The 16,069-nt window shown below is 59.3% G+C and carries 14 protein-coding genes; 1 reads left to right on the top strand and 13 read right to left on the bottom strand.

Going from position 1 to position 16,069, the window contains the following annotated elements:
• Nucleotides 1–2: 2 nt before the first annotated feature.
• The 4 genes from bglA to AC13RE_RS13185 all read right to left on the bottom strand — a co-directional run bounded on the left by bglA (nucleotide 3) and on the right by AC13RE_RS13185 (nucleotide 5,350).
• Nucleotides 3–1,655: a beta-galactosidase BglA gene (gene bglA / locus AC13RE_RS13200; RefSeq protein ID WP_488563248.1), complete on the bottom strand. Its 1,653-nt coding sequence runs from the start codon at nucleotides 1,653–1,655 to the stop codon at nucleotides 3–5.
• A 36-nt stretch (nucleotides 1,656–1,691) separates the two neighbouring features.
• Nucleotides 1,692–2,846 (bottom strand): carbohydrate ABC transporter permease, encoded by a 1,155-nt coding sequence (locus AC13RE_RS13195; RefSeq protein WP_488563247.1) that lies wholly within the window; start codon nucleotides 2,844–2,846, stop codon nucleotides 1,692–1,694.
• A gap of 1 nt (nucleotide 2,847) precedes the next feature.
• Nucleotides 2,848–3,864: a carbohydrate ABC transporter permease gene (locus AC13RE_RS13190; RefSeq protein WP_488563246.1), complete on the bottom strand. Its 1,017-nt coding sequence runs from the start codon at nucleotides 3,862–3,864 to the stop codon at nucleotides 2,848–2,850.
• Between the two features lie 124 nt (nucleotides 3,865–3,988).
• Nucleotides 3,989–5,350, bottom strand: a complete 1,362-nt coding sequence (locus tag AC13RE_RS13185; RefSeq protein WP_132715841.1) for an ABC transporter substrate-binding protein — start codon at nucleotides 5,348–5,350, stop codon at nucleotides 3,989–3,991.
• Nucleotides 5,351–5,660: 310 nt separating this feature from the next.
• On the opposite strand from AC13RE_RS13185, the gene AC13RE_RS13180 reads away from it, so the two are divergent.
• Complete coding sequence (locus AC13RE_RS13180; RefSeq protein WP_488563245.1) at nucleotides 5,661–6,689, top strand: substrate-binding domain-containing protein; 1,029 nt, start codon at nucleotides 5,661–5,663, stop codon at nucleotides 6,687–6,689.
• On the opposite strand, the gene folD is transcribed toward AC13RE_RS13180, so the two are convergent.
• The 9 genes from folD to flhA all read right to left on the bottom strand — a co-directional run bounded on the left by folD (nucleotide 6,686) and on the right by flhA (nucleotide 15,862).
• Nucleotides 6,686–7,585: a bifunctional methylenetetrahydrofolate dehydrogenase/methenyltetrahydrofolate cyclohydrolase FolD gene (gene folD, locus AC13RE_RS13175; RefSeq protein ID WP_488563244.1), complete on the bottom strand. Its 900-nt coding sequence runs from the start codon at nucleotides 7,583–7,585 to the stop codon at nucleotides 6,686–6,688. The two genes, AC13RE_RS13180 and folD, sit on opposite strands and share 4 nt — an antisense overlap.
• A 117-nt stretch (nucleotides 7,586–7,702) precedes the next feature.
• Nucleotides 7,703–9,619, bottom strand: coding sequence for a GumC family protein (locus tag AC13RE_RS13170; protein WP_488563243.1), 1,917 nt, complete (start codon nucleotides 9,617–9,619; stop codon nucleotides 7,703–7,705).
• A gap of 202 nt (nucleotides 9,620–9,821) precedes the next feature.
• Complete coding sequence (locus tag AC13RE_RS13165) at nucleotides 9,822–10,661, bottom strand: WecB/TagA/CpsF family glycosyltransferase (protein WP_488563344.1); 840 nt, start codon at nucleotides 10,659–10,661, stop codon at nucleotides 9,822–9,824.
• Between the two features lie 242 nt (nucleotides 10,662–10,903).
• Entirely contained in the window at nucleotides 10,904–11,431 is a 528-nt protein-coding gene (locus AC13RE_RS13160; protein WP_488563242.1) for a hypothetical protein, read from the bottom strand.
• Complete coding sequence (locus tag AC13RE_RS13155; RefSeq protein ID WP_488484351.1) at nucleotides 11,428–11,796, bottom strand: hypothetical protein; 369 nt, start codon at nucleotides 11,794–11,796, stop codon at nucleotides 11,428–11,430. The genes AC13RE_RS13160 and AC13RE_RS13155 overlap by 4 nt, the downstream gene beginning before the upstream one ends.
• A 14-nt stretch (nucleotides 11,797–11,810) precedes the next feature.
• Nucleotides 11,811–12,407 (bottom strand): rod-binding protein, encoded by a 597-nt coding sequence (locus AC13RE_RS13150; protein ID WP_112336510.1) that lies wholly within the window; start codon nucleotides 12,405–12,407, stop codon nucleotides 11,811–11,813.
• Between the two features lie 130 nt (nucleotides 12,408–12,537).
• Entirely contained in the window at nucleotides 12,538–12,957 is a 420-nt protein-coding gene (locus tag AC13RE_RS13145; RefSeq protein WP_488563241.1) for a hypothetical protein, read from the bottom strand.
• A gap of 68 nt (nucleotides 12,958–13,025) precedes the next feature.
• Nucleotides 13,026–13,778, bottom strand: a complete 753-nt coding sequence (fliR, locus tag AC13RE_RS13140; RefSeq protein WP_132715834.1) for a flagellar biosynthetic protein FliR — start codon at nucleotides 13,776–13,778, stop codon at nucleotides 13,026–13,028.
• Complete coding sequence (flhA, locus tag AC13RE_RS13135) at nucleotides 13,775–15,862, bottom strand: flagellar biosynthesis protein FlhA (protein WP_132715833.1); 2,088 nt, start codon at nucleotides 15,860–15,862, stop codon at nucleotides 13,775–13,777. The genes fliR and flhA overlap by 4 nt, the downstream gene beginning before the upstream one ends.
• Nucleotides 15,863–16,069: the final 207 nt, after the last annotated feature.

Genomic DNA, 16,069 nt, shown 5'->3' with positions numbered 1-16,069 from the left:
GGTCAGGCAAGACGCGCGAAATAGGCGCCCCAGGCCGGAATATCGATCTTGTTGCCGTAGTTGTTGCTGGTAAATCCATGTCCCGTCAACGCCTGCCAATTGCCATCGGGTAAGGTTGCCAGCGTTTCGACAGGGCTCATGTTGAAGACGCAGAGAATGGTCTCACCGGCATAAGTGCGGGTGTAGATCAGCACGTCGCCCTGCGGCTCCGAAAAGGCGATTTCGCCCTTGGCGAAGGCCGGATGCTGCTTGCGGAAGGCGAGGAAGCGCCGATACTGCTCCAGCACCGAATTTTCATCGCCCTGCTGGACGCTGACGGCGCGCAGAATGTGCTCGACCGGCACCGGCAGCCACGGCTTGACGGTGGAAAAGCCGCCCTGCGCCACCTGGCTGTCCCAGACCATCGGCGTCCGGCAACCGTCGCGGCCCTTGAACTCGGGCCAGAACTGGATGCCGTAGGGATCCTGCAGATCCTGATAAGCGAGATCGGCTTCCGTCAGCGCCAGTTCCTCGCCCTGATAAATGCATACGGAGCCGCGCAGGGTCAGCAGCAGCGCCGCATAGAGCTTGGCGAAAGCATCGCGGTCGGCCACCAGATTGCCCCAGCGGCTGACATGGCGCACGACGTCGTGGTTGGAGAAGGCCCAGCAGGCCCAGCCTTGCGGAGCTGCCGTGTCGAAGTCGTTCATCACCTCTTCGACGCGATCTGGCGAAAGAGCGTCCGGCGCCAGGAATTCGAAGGCGTAGCACATGTGCATCTTGTCGCCGCCGGAGGTATATTCGCCGACGATCTCGAGGCCGCGCTGGCTATCGCCGACTTCGCCGACGGCGGCAATCGCTGGATATTCGTCGAGCACCGCGCGGAAGCGCTTCAGGAATTCCAGGTTCTCGGGACGGTTCTTGTCGTAGAGGTGCTCCTGAAAATTATAGGGATTGACGGCCGGTGCTGTGGATGCGTTTCGCCGCGAAGGCTCCAGGGCCGGGTTGTCGCGCAATTCCTTGTCGTGGAAATAGAAGTTGATTGTGTCGAGACGGAAGCCGTCGACACCGCGGTCGAGCCAGAAACGGACGACGTCAAGCAAGCGATCCTGCACTTCGGGATTGTGCAGGTTCATATCCGGCTGCGAAGTCAGGAAGTTGTGCATGTAATATTGCATGCGGGTCGGATCCCACGCCCAGGCAGAGCCGCCAAAGATCGACAGCCAGTTGTTGGGCGGTGTGCCGTCCGGCTTGGCATCAGCCCATACATACCAATCGGCCTTAGGGTTATTCTTGCTCGAGCGGCTTTCGACAAACCAGGGATGGCGGTCCGAGCTGTGCGACAGCACGAGATCGATCATCACCTTGATGCCCAGGCGATGAGCTTCCGTCACCATCGCATCGAAATCGGCAAGCGAACCGAAGATCGGATCGACGTCCTCGTAATTGGAGACGTCATAGCCGAAATCGCGCATCGGCGACGTGAAGAACGGCGAAATCCAGATCGCATCGACGCCAAGCGACGCGACATGCGGCAGGCGGACGGCGATGCCCTTGAGATCGCCGATGCCGTCACCGTTGGAGTCCTGATAGGAACGCGGATAGATCTGATAGATCACGGCGCCGCGCCACCAGTCCTTGTCAACTTCTAAAGCCGATTGAAGAGCAATGCTCATGCTGAATGGGTCCTGTAGTAAGTGCGTGTTTTTGACTCAGCCCCCCTTCACCGACCCGGCGAGCAGACCGCGCACGAGATAGCGCTGCAGACCGAAGAAGACGAGGAGTGGGATAAGGATGGTGACGAAGGCCGATGCGGTCAGGATTTCCCAGTTGCCGCCGCGCGAGCCGAGCAGCGCGTTGAGGGCGGCGGTCAGGACAAGATGATCCTTGTCGGTGCCGAGGAACACCATGGCAATCAAGAGGTCGTTCCAGACCCAAAGGAACTGGAAGATCGCGAAGGAGGCCAGCGCCGGAAAAGATAGCGGCAGGATGATCTTGACGAAAATGTCGAAATCGCTGGCGCCGTCGACGCGGGCGGATTCGATAATCTCCTTGGGCAGACCGGCAATGTAATTGCGCAGGAGATAGATGGCGAGCGGCAGGCCGAAGGCTGTGTGCGCCAGCCAGATGCCGGGATAGGTCTTCGACGACACGCCGAACAACTGGCCGATTTCGTTATAGATGCGCAAAAGCGGGATCAGCGACATCTGCAGCGGCACGACGATCAGGCCGACGACGAGCGCAATCAGGATCGCCCTGCCGGGAAATTCCATCCAGGCCAATGCATAGGCCGCAAAAGCGGCGATCAGGATCGGAATGACGGTTGCGGGGATCGTTACCGTCAGCGAATTGATGAAGGACTGGCCGATACCCTCGCCGCCCAGCACGTTGCGATAGTTGTCGAGCGTGAATTGCGGCGGCGTGGCGACGGTCAAATAGACGCGCTTGGCCCGGGCATCCGCTCCAAACGCGCCGTTCTTCTGATAGCGATAGCTGCCATCAGAGTTGATCGTCAGCGTTTCGCCGTTCTCCAACTCGGCTGGCGAGCCTGCCTTGAAGGCTGCCGGCTCCTGCACGCGCAGGCCGAAGGACTGGATCTTGCCGCCCCCTTCCACATTAAGGGTACCTGCAATCACGAAATTTGCGCCGTCCGGCTTGGCCTTGTCCGGACCGTCGAGGCGGGCTGCCGTTGTGCGAGAGGAACCGGCAAAGGCCGTCCACCAGCCAGAAGCTACGATCTGGTCCTTATCGCGCAGCGCAGTGACGAAAATGCCGAGCGTCGGCAATAGCCAGAGAAGGACGATGAGGAGCACCGCGGCATGAACGAAGATGCGAGCGGGGCCGATGCGACCGAGATTTCCAATCATGTCAGCGCCCCTTCGTCTCAGCGTTTGCACGGCGAATGTTCCAGATCATGATCGGCGTGACCGCAACCATGATGACGAGCGCGATAACGGCGCTTCGACCGCTGTCGCCGCCGCCACGGAACATCCAGTTGAACATCAGGTTGGCGAGCACCATCGTGTTCCATTGACCATTGGTCATGGTGAGAACGATGTCGAACACCTTGAGGACGAGGATGGTGATGGTAGTCCAGACCGTGGCAATCGTGCCCCAGACCTGCGGCACCATGATCTTCCAGAAGATCTGCCAGCCATTGGCGCCGTCGATGACGGCCGCTTCGATTGTCTCTTCCGGAATGCCGCGCAGAGCCGCCGAGAGGATGACCATGGCAAAGCCGGTCTGGATCCAGACCAGCATGACCATCAGGAAGAAGTTGTTCCAGAACGGAATGGTAATCCAGACTTCCGGCGTGCCGCCGAACAGCTGGACGATCGCGTTCAGAAGGCCGATCTGCGCGTCGGTGCCGCCGCGATATTCGTAGATGAACTTCCAGATAACGGACGCGCCGACGAAGGAGATCGCCATCGGCATGAAGATGACCGCCTTGGCGATATTACCCCACCAGATGCGGTCGGTCATCACGGCGATAACGAGACCGAAGAAGGTGCAGGCGGCCGGCACGACGGCAAGCCAGAGAATGTTGTTGAAGATCGACTGGCGGAATTCGGTGTCGTTGAGCGCCCAGAGATAATTGGCGCCGCCGACGAACTTGCTGCCATCGGGCCCGTAGAAGGACAGAATGAAGGTCGCGACGACAGGATAGACGAGATAGACAACGAGCAGGAACAGTGCGGGCCCCAGGAACAGCCAGGGGCGAATGAGACCGCGGCGGCGAAGGTTGACGGCCGCCCGATGAACGTCGTCCCCTTCCCTTGCCGGAAAGATCAAGTCCAAGAGCTTGTTGGAAAACCAGAAATAAGCGGCGCAAATGGCAACGCCGAATATCATGGCGCCAATCGCCGATACGATCTGCGAAAACATCCCTTCCCTCCCCGAATTATCTGCTTTTGTCCATCAGTCGGGCATCGGCCGCGCTGAAGGGCGCGTCGTCATATGTAATATGGCGCCGCCGGCAAGTTGCCGGCGGCGATAGGGCTATGATGTCTTACTTGATGGCGTCCCAGGACTTCTGGATACCATCGGCTACATCCTGAGCAGACTTGCCGCCGACGAAATCCACCATGCCGGTCCAGAACGAACCCGCACCAATCTTGCCGGGCATCAGGTCGGAACCGTCGAAGCGGAAAGTGGTGGCCGTAGTCAGGGTCTCGCCTTCCTTGCGCAGTGTGTCGTTGGCATAAGCCGCGGTATTGACGGCCTTGTACGGCGTCAGGAAGCCGGACTGGGCCATCCAGACTTCCTGGGCGATCGGCGTCTGCAGGAACTGGATGAAGGCGCGTGCAGCCTTCGAATCCTTGGTGATGGCAGCGAGCGTGCCGGCGCCGAGAACCGGCTTGCCGAGTTCCGGATGCGCGGCGGAGGGCGGGAAGTAGAAGAAGTCCGCATCCTGGCCAAGCTTGGTGCCTTCCGGGAAGAAGGACGGAATGAAGGATGCCTGCTTGTGCAGGTAGCACTTCGGCGGAACCGTGAAGAGGCCCTTCGGGCTGTCGCGGAAGTCGGTCGAGGCAACGGCCGCAACGCCGCCGGCAACATATTTCGCGTTCTTCGCGAACTTGCCGAACTCCTCGATCGCCGCAACGACCTTCGGATCGTTGAACTTCAGCGAGTTATCGACCCAGTGATCGTAATCCTGCGGCGTATTGAGGCGCAGCATCAGATCTTCGACCCAGTCGGTTGCCGGCCAACCGGTGGCACCGCCCGAACCGAGGCCGATGCACCAGGGGGTGCCGCCATCCTTGACGATCTGATCCGAAAGCTTGATCAGGTCCTCCATGGTCGTCGGGACCTTGTAGCCGGCTTCCTCAAAGTTTTCCGGAACGTACCAGACCAGCGACTTCAGGTCGGCCTTGTAGGGGAAGGCATAGAAGGCATCCTTGCCGTCCTTGCCCTTGTAGGTGCCGTAGCCGACCCAGCTGTCGCCGGCACCGTAATTGGTCTTGACCCAACTTGCGAGATCATCGCCGAGCGGCGTCAGATAGCCCTTGCTGGCAAGGTTCGCGAGAAGGCCCGGCTGCGGCAGGATGGCGACGTTCGGCGGCGACCCGGCCTGCGTGTCGATGACGATCTGCTGCTCGTAGTTTTCCGAGGACGAATATTTGGCGTTCACGCCGGTCGCTTCGGTGAAGTACTTGAGGACGCTGGTAAAGAGGGCTTCATCCTCGCCGCGCCAGGGGCCGAAGATGGTCAGCGTCTCGCCCTTCAGGTCGGCATGTGCCGACTTGAACTCGTCGTAGCTTTTCCAGTTGAACTTGGAGTCCTGGCCGGGCTGGAACTTCAGATCGGCCGCCATCGCCGTACCGGCCACCAAGGCAGCGGCAGCAACGGTCATCAAGAACATCTTTTTCATGCGTTGTCCTCCCAAATAACGAAACCCATGAGCCCAAACACGGTCTTGTGCTACGCGCTCCATTCCTCAAAGCGCTTTGGCTACCTCTCTCATCCATTGAGCGCGGGCTAAAGTCAAGCGATTTTCAGATTTTGGCGGATGTACACAGCAATTCTCGCGCTGCAACATGGAATACAGATCGATTTTTTGCTATTTATCTTGTCTCGCGCACTTCTCCTGTTACATAATTGAAAGCGCTTTGGAAGCCTGGGGCTTTTCAGGAGGTTGTCTCGGCATCTTGGCGGCGTGCAGTGGGAGGAGCTGAAATACCGTGAATCTGAAACAGCTATCGCAGATGCTTGGGCTGTCGCAGACGACAGTCAGCCGGGCCTTGAACGGATATCCGGAGGTCAATCGCGAAACTCGCGAACGCGTTCTCAAAGCGGTTCGCGAAACCGGCTATCGGCCCAATAAGGCAGCCCAAAGACTTGCGACGGGCAAGGCCGGCTCGATCGGACTTGTAATGCCGACTTCGCCCGGCAATTCTTCGGACGTGCATTTCAGCGAGTTCCTGACTGGGCTGGGAGAAGAGGCCTTGCGGCACGATTTCCATTTCGTCCTGACGCCTGCGGATCCGAATGACGAAGTCGGCGCCCTCAGGCGATTGGCGGCCAGCGGCAATGTCGATGCCCTCTTCGTCAATTATATGCGTGGTCACGATCCGCGCCTGGAGATGCTGAAGTCTCTATCCATGCCCTTCCTGGTGCATGGACGCTCTATCGGCTCCGAGCCCGACTATCCCTTCCTCGACATCGACAACGAAGCTGCCTTCTATGACGCCACGAAGCTGCTTCTGCAGCTCGGACACCGGCGCTTCGCCCTCTTGAACGGTCCGATCTATTTCGATTTCGCCATTCGCCGGAAGAACGGCATGGATACAGCCCTTGCCGAGCGTGGCCTGGCGCTCGACGAAACCTGCGTCAGCCATACGCCGATGACGGATGAACAGGGCTTGCTAGCCATGGAGCGCATCCTGCAAATGGAAAAGGACAAGCGGCCGACTGCGGTGCTCTGCTCCAGTACCGTATTGGCGCTCGGCGCCGTTCGCGCCATCAATCAGGCAAAGCTGAAACTGGGCGAAGACATATCGATGATCGCCCACGACGACGTGCTGACCTTGCTCAAGCCAGAGAACTTCACCGTGCCGCTGACAACCACGCGCTCATCACTGCGTGCAGCCGGCGTGCGCATCGCCGAACGGCTGATCGGCGAAATCAAGCATACGGAGACATTTCCGGCGCAGGAATTGTGGAAAGCCGAATTGATCGTGCGCGCCTCGACCGGTGTCGCACCGGCCTAAAACTTCGGCGGCTTTCTGCCGGCTGAGCGATAGGCAGCGATGACGGTATTGGCCATCAGCATCGCGATCGTCATCGGGCCGACACCGCCCGGAACCGGCGTGATGGCGGCAACGACTTCTGAGGCTTCACCATAGGCGACATCGCCCACCAGCCGGCTCTTGCCCTCGCCCCGCTCCGGGGCCGCGATCCGGTTGATGCCGACATCGATCACGGTCGCACCGGGCTTGATCCAATCGGCCTTGACCATCTCCGGACGTCCCACGGCCGCGACCAGAATATCGGCGCCTCTTGCCACGGAAGCCAAATCCTTCGTGCGCGAATGCGCTGTCGTCACCGTCGCATTGGCATTGAGCAACAATTGCGCCATCGGCTTGCCGAACAGGTTGGAGCGGCCGATGACGACGGCATTGAGACCCGACAGGTCCTCGCCGTGGATCGAACGCACCAAAAGCATGGCGCCGGCCGGCGTGCAGGAGATCAGTCCGGTGTCGAGATCGCCGGTTGCCAGCTTGCCGGCATTGACGACATGCAGGCCGTCGACATCCTTCTCCGGCTTGATCGACTGAATGATGTCATCCGAATCAAGATGCTTCGGCAGGGGCAGCTGCACGAGAATGCCGTGGATGGACGGATCGTCGTTCAGCGACTGAACGAGCCTTGCCAGCTCACCTTGCGTCGTTTCCGCCGGCAGCGTGTGCTGGACCGACTTGAAGCCGCATTCCTTGGCCATCTTGCTCTTGGAGTTCACATAGGCGTGGCTGGCCGGATCGTCACCGACGATGACGACCGCAAGCCCGGTCTTCACACCGGCCTCGGTCTCAAGTCCCGCCGCCGCAGCCTTCACGGCTTCGATCACCGAAGCCGCCGCTTGTTTCCCGTCGATCACTGTCGTCACGCTCGTCTCCCGATCATGAATGCGCTGGCAATCTACAAGCCATCCATTCCATGGAATGGCCTGCAAACGCCCTATGGTGTCTGAAAGCGGCAATTGCAAGGGAAAACGATGAGACGATCAGGCGCGGTCCGGATGTCTGCGTACAGCGTAGGTTTCGACCTTGGCACGCAGCGATGCAAGCTCTTGCCGGATAAGGCCCCACTCGTCCGCAACATCGAGCCGATCCACATCATGGACGAGAGCAGCCGACGGTTCAGGTGCGATCGCCGGCAACAACTGAGGCTCCAGATCATCCTCATGGCGAAAAGCGCAGGCTTCCGGCATGGTGCTTTCATCAGCTGCCTGATCTTCTGTCGGCGCGCCACCAGCCAGCCATTTGCGCAGGAATACGGCGCAAAGTGCCAAACCAAAACCTGTAAGGAAACCGACAATTTGGTTGCTTACGAGCCGATTATCCAACGGGGCGGCGGCCGCGACGGCCTGCGACAATACCGTCAGCGGCGGCCTGACTTCGGAAATCGTCATGCCAGCATTCTGCTGATCGGCCTCGTAGCGGCTCTGGGCTGTCGTCACGGCATCCTGTAGCTGCCCGAGGCGAGCGAGGTCCACATCACTCCCCGTCTGACTGAAAGCAGTCATTTGCGCCGAGAGAGCGGTCTGCTTTTCCAGAGCCGCTTTCACGTCCGCCTCGCTGCTGACGGCGAGCCGCTGCAACTGACTGCGCATATTGGCTGCGAGATCATCGACCGTTGCCTGTTGCGCCAGCAGGCGGGGATGGCGCGGGCCGAGCTGCACAGAAAGCTGTGTCAATTGTGACTTTGCGGCGTTGTAGCGGCTGCGCAGGTCATCAAGACCTGGCGACGAAAGATCGCTAGACAATGCGCCACTCAGCACCGATGCCGGCGTCGCCGATTTGACAGCTACGAGACGGGCCTTGGCGGTTCGTACCGCCAGATCGGCTGCCTTTATCTGCACATCCAGCTGCTGACGCTGCCGCCGGAGTGTCTCGGCCGCGGTAATCCTGTCTTCGCCATAGCGCGCCTTGAATTCGGCAAGGGCGGCAGAGGCGCGATCGAGTTCCTTGCGGCTGCGATCAACCGCCGTTTCAACCCCAAGCGACGTGCCGGCCGCCTTCGCAACACCCGGATCATAGAGGGTTGCGATAACCAGCCGGTTGGCAATATCGGCCGATCTGGCGGGATCGCCCGACGTCACGATCAGGCGCAGCAGACCCGTCTGACTGTCGATCTCGACGGCAACGTCCTTGCGCAGCGTGGCCTGCGCGCGCGACGGCGCATCGGATGCGTTGCCGCTGCCGGAAAGCAACTCGACGGCAACGCCGAGGGCACCCGCCCGGCTGCCGGTAAATTCCGGATCGCGATCAAGCTTCATCCTGGCAACGACGTCGGACAATACGGACGGAGCGACGACCCGCTTTGCCGCGACATCCAACAGGACCTGACGCGCGCGGCCATCGCCTTCCGCATGGAGCACTGCCTGCGAGACATAACGCGGCGGCGGCGCAAGCAGGATGGGAACGACCGCCCCCATCAGCGCGGTTGCGGCAACGAAACAGAGCGCACGGAGGCTGGGAGACCAGCGTCCAGTCGGCGATATGTGTTCAACGGCAACAGAAGCGGAGGCGGCTTGTGGCCGGAGTTCCGGCATGCCCTCAAGCAGATCGGGCACGAATTCCAGCAAATCGGGCGCCGGTTCCGATACCCGTTCCGGCAACCGGCGGCGTTCCGCATAGTTGACGTCCGAGATATTTTCGGCCTGTGCGGCTGCTGGCGCGCGCTCCTGCGATCTTCTATGGCCGGACACCGGATAGGGGTCGCCATTCAGACGTCTGCGCAGGATAGCACGCAGTTCCGCATCCCGCGGATCGTCGGTGTTGGCAGCACGCAGACCCGCCGCACTACCCAAATCATCGTCTTCACCATAAGGAGAGGCACGTGTTGCAACGCGCTGCGAAACCTCAGAGGTTTGCGCGTCGTGGGGATAAAATCCGGTCCTGGCTTTGCTTTCAAACATGGCGGGCTATCTCGCGCACATGGTCGGAGACCAATGCAAATGGTTAACCCACTCTAAACTTTCATACCAAAGAAAGAGTTAACGCCAAGCCCGCAAATACCAAAGCATTTCCGCTTTTCTTCGAATTGCGAAAACGCTTTAGGCTCTTGTTTCCTTGCGTATTCCGGACGGAAAACCGCTACGCATTTTTTCTGGAAATGCTCTAACTTGCCAATTTGTCCGGCGGAGCAATGCGCCGCTGCGGCAATGGATGCGGCTCCGCGCGAAGGACGCGTTCCTTGCGGCCAAACTGATGCCTGACAACCTGATAGAAGAACAGCGGTATGCCCAGCATATAGCGCCGCCACAGCCTGCCCGGCTCCAGCACGAGACGGAACAGCCACTCGCTGCGCATAGCGCGCACGAGACGTGGCGCCCGCGGCACAGTCTCGGAAATGAAATCAAACAGGGCGCCCACGGTCAGGACAAGACGGGCGTGCTGCAGGCCGACATGCTCGGCGACCCATTTTTCCTGCAAGGGCGTGCCCATGCCGACGATCAGCACATCGATCTTCTGGCGGCTTATCTCCGCCGTGACTGCGCTGCTCCGGGCCGGATCGAAGAAGCCGTCCGATACGACGACGAACTGGTGCCACGGAGCGTGCCGGCGAAATCTCTCGGCTGCCTTTTCAACAACGGAGCGCTTGCCGCCCAAGAGGCCGATCCGTTTCGGCCGCTCCATGAATGTCAGCAGCGCGGGGACGAAATCGGTACCGTTCAGATTGGCGGGGAAACGTTCGCCATGAGCAACGCGTGAGGCGATGTCGAGGCCGACGCCGTCGGGAAGCACCAGATTGCGCTCGAGAACACTACGGTAAGTTTCATCGCGCAGCATGATAAGCATGTTATGCGCATTGACGAAGGAGATCGACGTCTGTCCGACCGGCAGGGAAGCGAGTTCGTTGACGAAGGTCAGCGCGTCATCCCAGTCGAGATCGCATACCGGCAGATCGAAGATCATGCGGCGTGACGCGGCGACGGCAAAATCGGCTACCTGGTTCAATCCAACACCCTCCTGCCCGGCATCGCTGACGCGCATGATGCCAGTACGCATAAAGCGCATGCCTCCCACCGTTCATCGGTGCGGCGACCGGGAGGCATGGCTCGTAGGAGTTTATAGCAAGACAAATCCAACTTTCCGTTAGGAAGGAAGGTTGGATTTGCTGGAAGCTATCAGGAATTTGTTAGGCATACCGACAGAATGTAAGAAATTACTTACGTTTATCGCTTTGCCGTCCAGGGATCTCACTCAACCGGCACTTTGTCCTTTGCCGCATCCTGCACGATCTTGACGGGCTTGACCGTCCTCTTGGCCACAGTTTCCCCGCCGTGGGTTTCTTCTTTGGAAAGATAGTCGAGCTGCTCGATCAGCACATCGGCGACGTAGTCGCCACCAAGTCGTTCGTTCATCCGTTTTTTGAGATCGGCACGGAAGGCGGCAATATCGAAATTCTGCGCATGAGCGATGTCGATCGTCTTGTTGCCGATCAACAGCGAAAAGAGTTCGTCCGTCGTCAGCTCCGGCAGGGGGATCTGCAGAGCATTCGCCTTGCCTTTCTCCATCATGAAGGAGATGCGCGTCAGGAAATAGCCGGTCACCTGGCCGTTGGCGATAACGGGAACGTTGATCGATTCGCCCTTGACGAGCTCCTGCTGCGCCTTCTTGGCATCGTCAGGGCTGATCGCGGGCGCCGTCGCAACCTGCACCGAAAAATAGACCGAGGCCAATGTTACGGCGCAGACCCACAGGCCGGTGATAACGAGCTTGATCATCCGGCCTCACGGACGCGGAATTGCTCCTGCGAATAGGTGCCGTCCCCATCGGCATTCTGTACGGCATTCTTCAAGATGTCGGCGACTGCACGCACAGCCTCGAGATGCGCCTCGACCCGGCGAGCGTTCAGAACCAGCTTCTTCTTCAGATCATGCAGCTGTTCGATGTGGGCGGCAGCGAGATCGGCCGGATCGGTATCGCGAAAGAGCATCGACAACTCGTAGAGGCAGCGGCTCTTATGTGCGTTCGATACCTTGAGATCGAATTCCGGGTCGGTGCCGATCCGGGTGTTCTCATTGTCAATAATCATCTCCAGGCGGCCAAGGACAGACTTGATCCGATAGTCCTGCGACATCATTTCCATGTTTGTTACCTCGCTCATGCTTTCTGGGACGTCAACGAATTCTGGTTGGTGATGCTGGTATTGCCGTCGTTATCGGCATTGGCAGCGGCCAGCGTCTTGCGCTGAAAATCGGTAATCGCGCTGAGCGCCATTTTCTTGTCGTTCTCGTCGGTCGCTGCATGGATCGCGCCGGTGTTGCGCATCTTGTCGACCTGTTCCTTGTACATTTTTTCGGCGATGCCCACGCCTCCATTCTTGGAGATCGTATCGCCCAGCTGCTCGGCCATCATGCCCTTCCAGATCTCGCCGGCAGAGCCTTTGCCGTAGAGCGTTTCGCTGCTCGGCAACATGTTCTTCACGAAGTTCTGCAGCACCATGGACTCGAACTTGCGATAGGCCTGCGGGACCTTGGTCCCGGCCACATGGGTATTGGCATTGGCAAGGCCAGCCTGAGTGGCGGCGCTGTTCATCGCATCCACCGTCGCACCGAAGCCGTTGCCGTTTTCGGCAAGGCTGGTGGCGGCAAAAGCGGCACGGTTGGCGGCAAGCTTGGCCTGCGCGGCCTCGACATCGGCGGGATTGGCGGCCTTGACGACATCAAGGACCAAATCACTCGGAGGCGAAATAGCCATGTCACGTCTCCTTCTGCTCTCGCATGCCCTGATACGAGCGGCGTGGCGCTCGTATCAGGGCATGTCGAATCAAACTGTCAAAACGGATCGGCAACCCAACGCTGCGAATCCTGTTCCATGATCGCGATGATTATGGTTTTTGAACCTTGCTGGAGGCTGGCGTTGCGCCGGCGAAGCGCTGATCGATGATGTCGTAGACGGCATTGTCGTCCGCCTCCCGCGTTTCCTGCTCGCGGGCATCGTTCATGTGCTCTTCCAGCCTGTCGCCTTTGGTGCGCTCCTGCTGGACCTTCATCTGAATGAGCGTCTGGATGCTTTCCAGCTGCTGATCCCGGATCATCAGGCGGCCATAGCGCTCGGCGTAATGGATCGAGAATGCCATGTGAACCGGATCAACGGAGCCGATGGCGACCATGACCCGTTCCATCGATTCGGTGACTTCCGACCGCTGTCGGGTGGTATCGGCCAGCTCGCTTTCCGCCATCCGTTCCAGATGGCGCTGCACCGCGACGAGGCGCTTCAGTTTTTCGGACCGGTTTTTCTCAGCCATCGCTATCTACCCGGGTCGCCTTGTTCCAGCTGCACTCGAATCGGTGTTCGCCCTTGTGTCATTTACGGCTAGTGCCCGTTGAAGACAGTCAGGAACGCATTGGAAAACTGACTGACCAACGCCGCAATACTGACATAGAGCATGAACAGCCCTCCCATCAGCAGATAGGGCGTGGAAATGAAATAGATCGGGATCTGCGGTGCCAGCTTGTTGATGAAACCGATCGAAATCTGAAACATCAGGCCGTAAAGCAGGAAAGGGCTTGCCAGACGCAGCATGATGAAGAAGGTCGTCGCCAGCGTGTCGGTGATGGAGATCAGTGCCGCGCGCGGCTCGATATGCCCGCCGAAGGGAATGACCGAATAGGAATCGACCAGCGCCTGCAAAACATAATGGTGAAAGTCCAGAATGAAGAGGATCATCAGCCCGCAAAAACTAATGAGGCTGGTGAGCGATGTCTCACTCGATTCCTCGACGAGGTCGGCACCGCCGGGCGCATTGAAGCCGATCAGCATCGATATGACCGTGCCGGTAAACTGCAGGCCTAGCGTGTAGATGCGAGCCATCATCCCATACATCAATCCGATGACGGTTTCGGTGAAGATGAGGGCGATATAGCTCGCATTGCCCTTCGACACCTCAGGATAGATCGTGTTCCAGAGCAATGGCAGGATCGCCATCGTCAGAGCCACGGAAAGCAGCAGCCTGATCTGCGGGGGAACGCGGCCGGAGGAAAATCCCGGGAGGACCATCATGCAGCCGCCGATGCGGCAGAAGGCGACGAACAGCGCCAGAATGGTCCCCTGGGGATCTGATATCATGAAATCGAACCTAGAATCTTGATCTCGATCCCCTTGGCCAATTCCACATGCGACAGGACCGGAAGCGTCGCGAACAGGCGTTCGATGATCATGCGCACATAGGAGCGCGTTTCCGGCGACGTGACAAGAACGAAGGGCATGCCCCGGTCCATGTATTCACGGATAACTTTGCCCGCCTGCTCGCTGAACTCTTCCAGGCTGCGCGGATCGATATCGAATTCGACGACTTCGCCCTTCTGGTCGCGCTTCAGCGCCTGATGGAAGATGAGGTCCCATTTGCTGCCAAGGCGCAGGACGCGCAGCACGCCGTTATCGGCCAGATCGCCGCAGAGCTGCTGTGCCATGCGGACACGCACGTGCTCGACGATCTGCTCGGTCTTGCGCACATGTGGCGCCAGTTCCGCAACGGCTTCCAGGATGAGATGCAGATTGCGGATCGAGACACGCTCGGCAAGCAGCAGCTTCAACACCGCCTGCAGGCCGGAATAGGACATATGCGACGAGCAGATTTCGTCGGCGAGCTTCTTGTATTCCGGATCGAGGCGGTCGATCAGGACCTTCACGTCCTTATAGGACAGCAGCGCCGGCAGGTTGTTGCGGATGACTTCGCTCATATGGGTGAGCACGACGGAGACATTGTCGATCGGCTGGAAGCCTTCGCGCTTCAGATCCTCGGCAAAGGCTTCGAGGACAGAGAAGGCCGGCATGCCGAAAGCGGGTTCGCGGATCTCGTCGCCCGGAACGGTCGGCTTACGGCCGGAGCCGGTGACGACGAGCACTTCGCCGACGCGCAGCATGTTGGAGGCGATCGTCGTGCCATGGATGCGGATCTGATAAGACTTGTCGGCAATCGCCATGTCGTCGATCACCTTGATCTCCGGCACGACGAAGCCATATTGCGTCGCGAACTTCTTGCGCATCTTGCCAACGCGGAAAGCCAATTCCTGATGGGCGCCGAGCAGGCGGGTGGAGACGATCTTGCCGAGCGCCAGTTCGATCTCTGCGGTCTTCAGCACCGATTTGACCGAATCCTTTTCCATTTCCTTCGTCTGCATCACCTTCTGCTCTTCGGCGTCGCGGCGAAGCTTGTTCTCGGCTTCGATCTGACGCGGAATGAACCAGGCACCGGCGGCCATCAGACCGCCGAGGAAAACGAAGGGAAGGAAGGGCATCCCGGGCATAATGGCCAGGATGCCCATGAGGACCGCAGAGACGGCGAGCGCGCGCGGATAGCCGCTCAGCTGATTGACGACGGCCTGGTCGGTCGAGCCAGAGGTGCCGCCGCGCGAAACGAGAAGGCCGGCAGCAAGCGAGACGATGAGGGCCGGCATCTGCGACACCAGACCGTCGCCGACGGAAAGTTTCACGAAAACGTCCGCAGCCTGGCCGATCGGCATGCCATGACGGAAATAGCCGATGATGATGCCGCCGAAGACGTTGATGCAGGTAATCAGAAGACCGGCAACCGCGTCACCACGTACGAACTTGGATGCACCGTCCATCGCACCAAAGAAGGAGCTTTCCTCTTCCAACTCGCGACGGCGGCGCTGCGCTTCTTTCTCATCGATGAGGCCGGCCGAAAGGTCGGCGTCGATCGCCATCTGCTTGCCGGGGATGGCATCCAGGGTAAAGCGGGCGCCGACTTCGGCGATACGCGTCGCACCCTTGGTGATGACGATAAAGTTGATGGTGATGAGGATGAGGAAGACGATCAGGCCGATGACGAAATCGCCCGACATGACAAGGCTGGAAAAACCGGCAATGACGCCGCCGGCCGCATCATGCCCTTCATAACCGTGCGAAAGGATGACGCGGGTCGTGGCGATGTTCAGCGCCAGACGCGTCATCGTGGCGATCAGCAAGATCGTCGGAAAGGACGAGAATTCCAGGGGCTTCTTGATCCAGAGCGCCACCATGAGGATCAGCACGGAAAAGGCGATCGAGAAAGCCAATCCAAGGTCGATCAGAAACGGCGGAATCGGTAGGAACAGCACGCACAGAATGACCATGATACCGAGGGCAAACCCGATATCGCGGACGCTAGGATTGGCTTTGGGGAGTGCTATTGCGGGTGGTTGTGCCATCGACCGGTTCCGTCTCTTCATGAGAGGAGGCAAACGGCTGACCCGTGTGCCCTAGAGCATTTCCGCTTTTCTTCGAATCGCGAAAACGCTCTATCTTCTTGTTCCCTACGCATTCCGGACGGAAAACCGCTACGCACTTTTCCTGGAAATGCTCTAGTGGAACCGACCTCTAAAGGCTGAAGCTTGCGCGAGCATGGCCGATGCCGT

The sequence above is a fragment of the Martinezella sp. CNPSo 3959 genome (assembly GCF_057784355.1).
The sequence above is the reverse complement of the archived record's forward strand: the minus strand, read 5'-3'. Positions and strand labels throughout refer to the sequence as shown.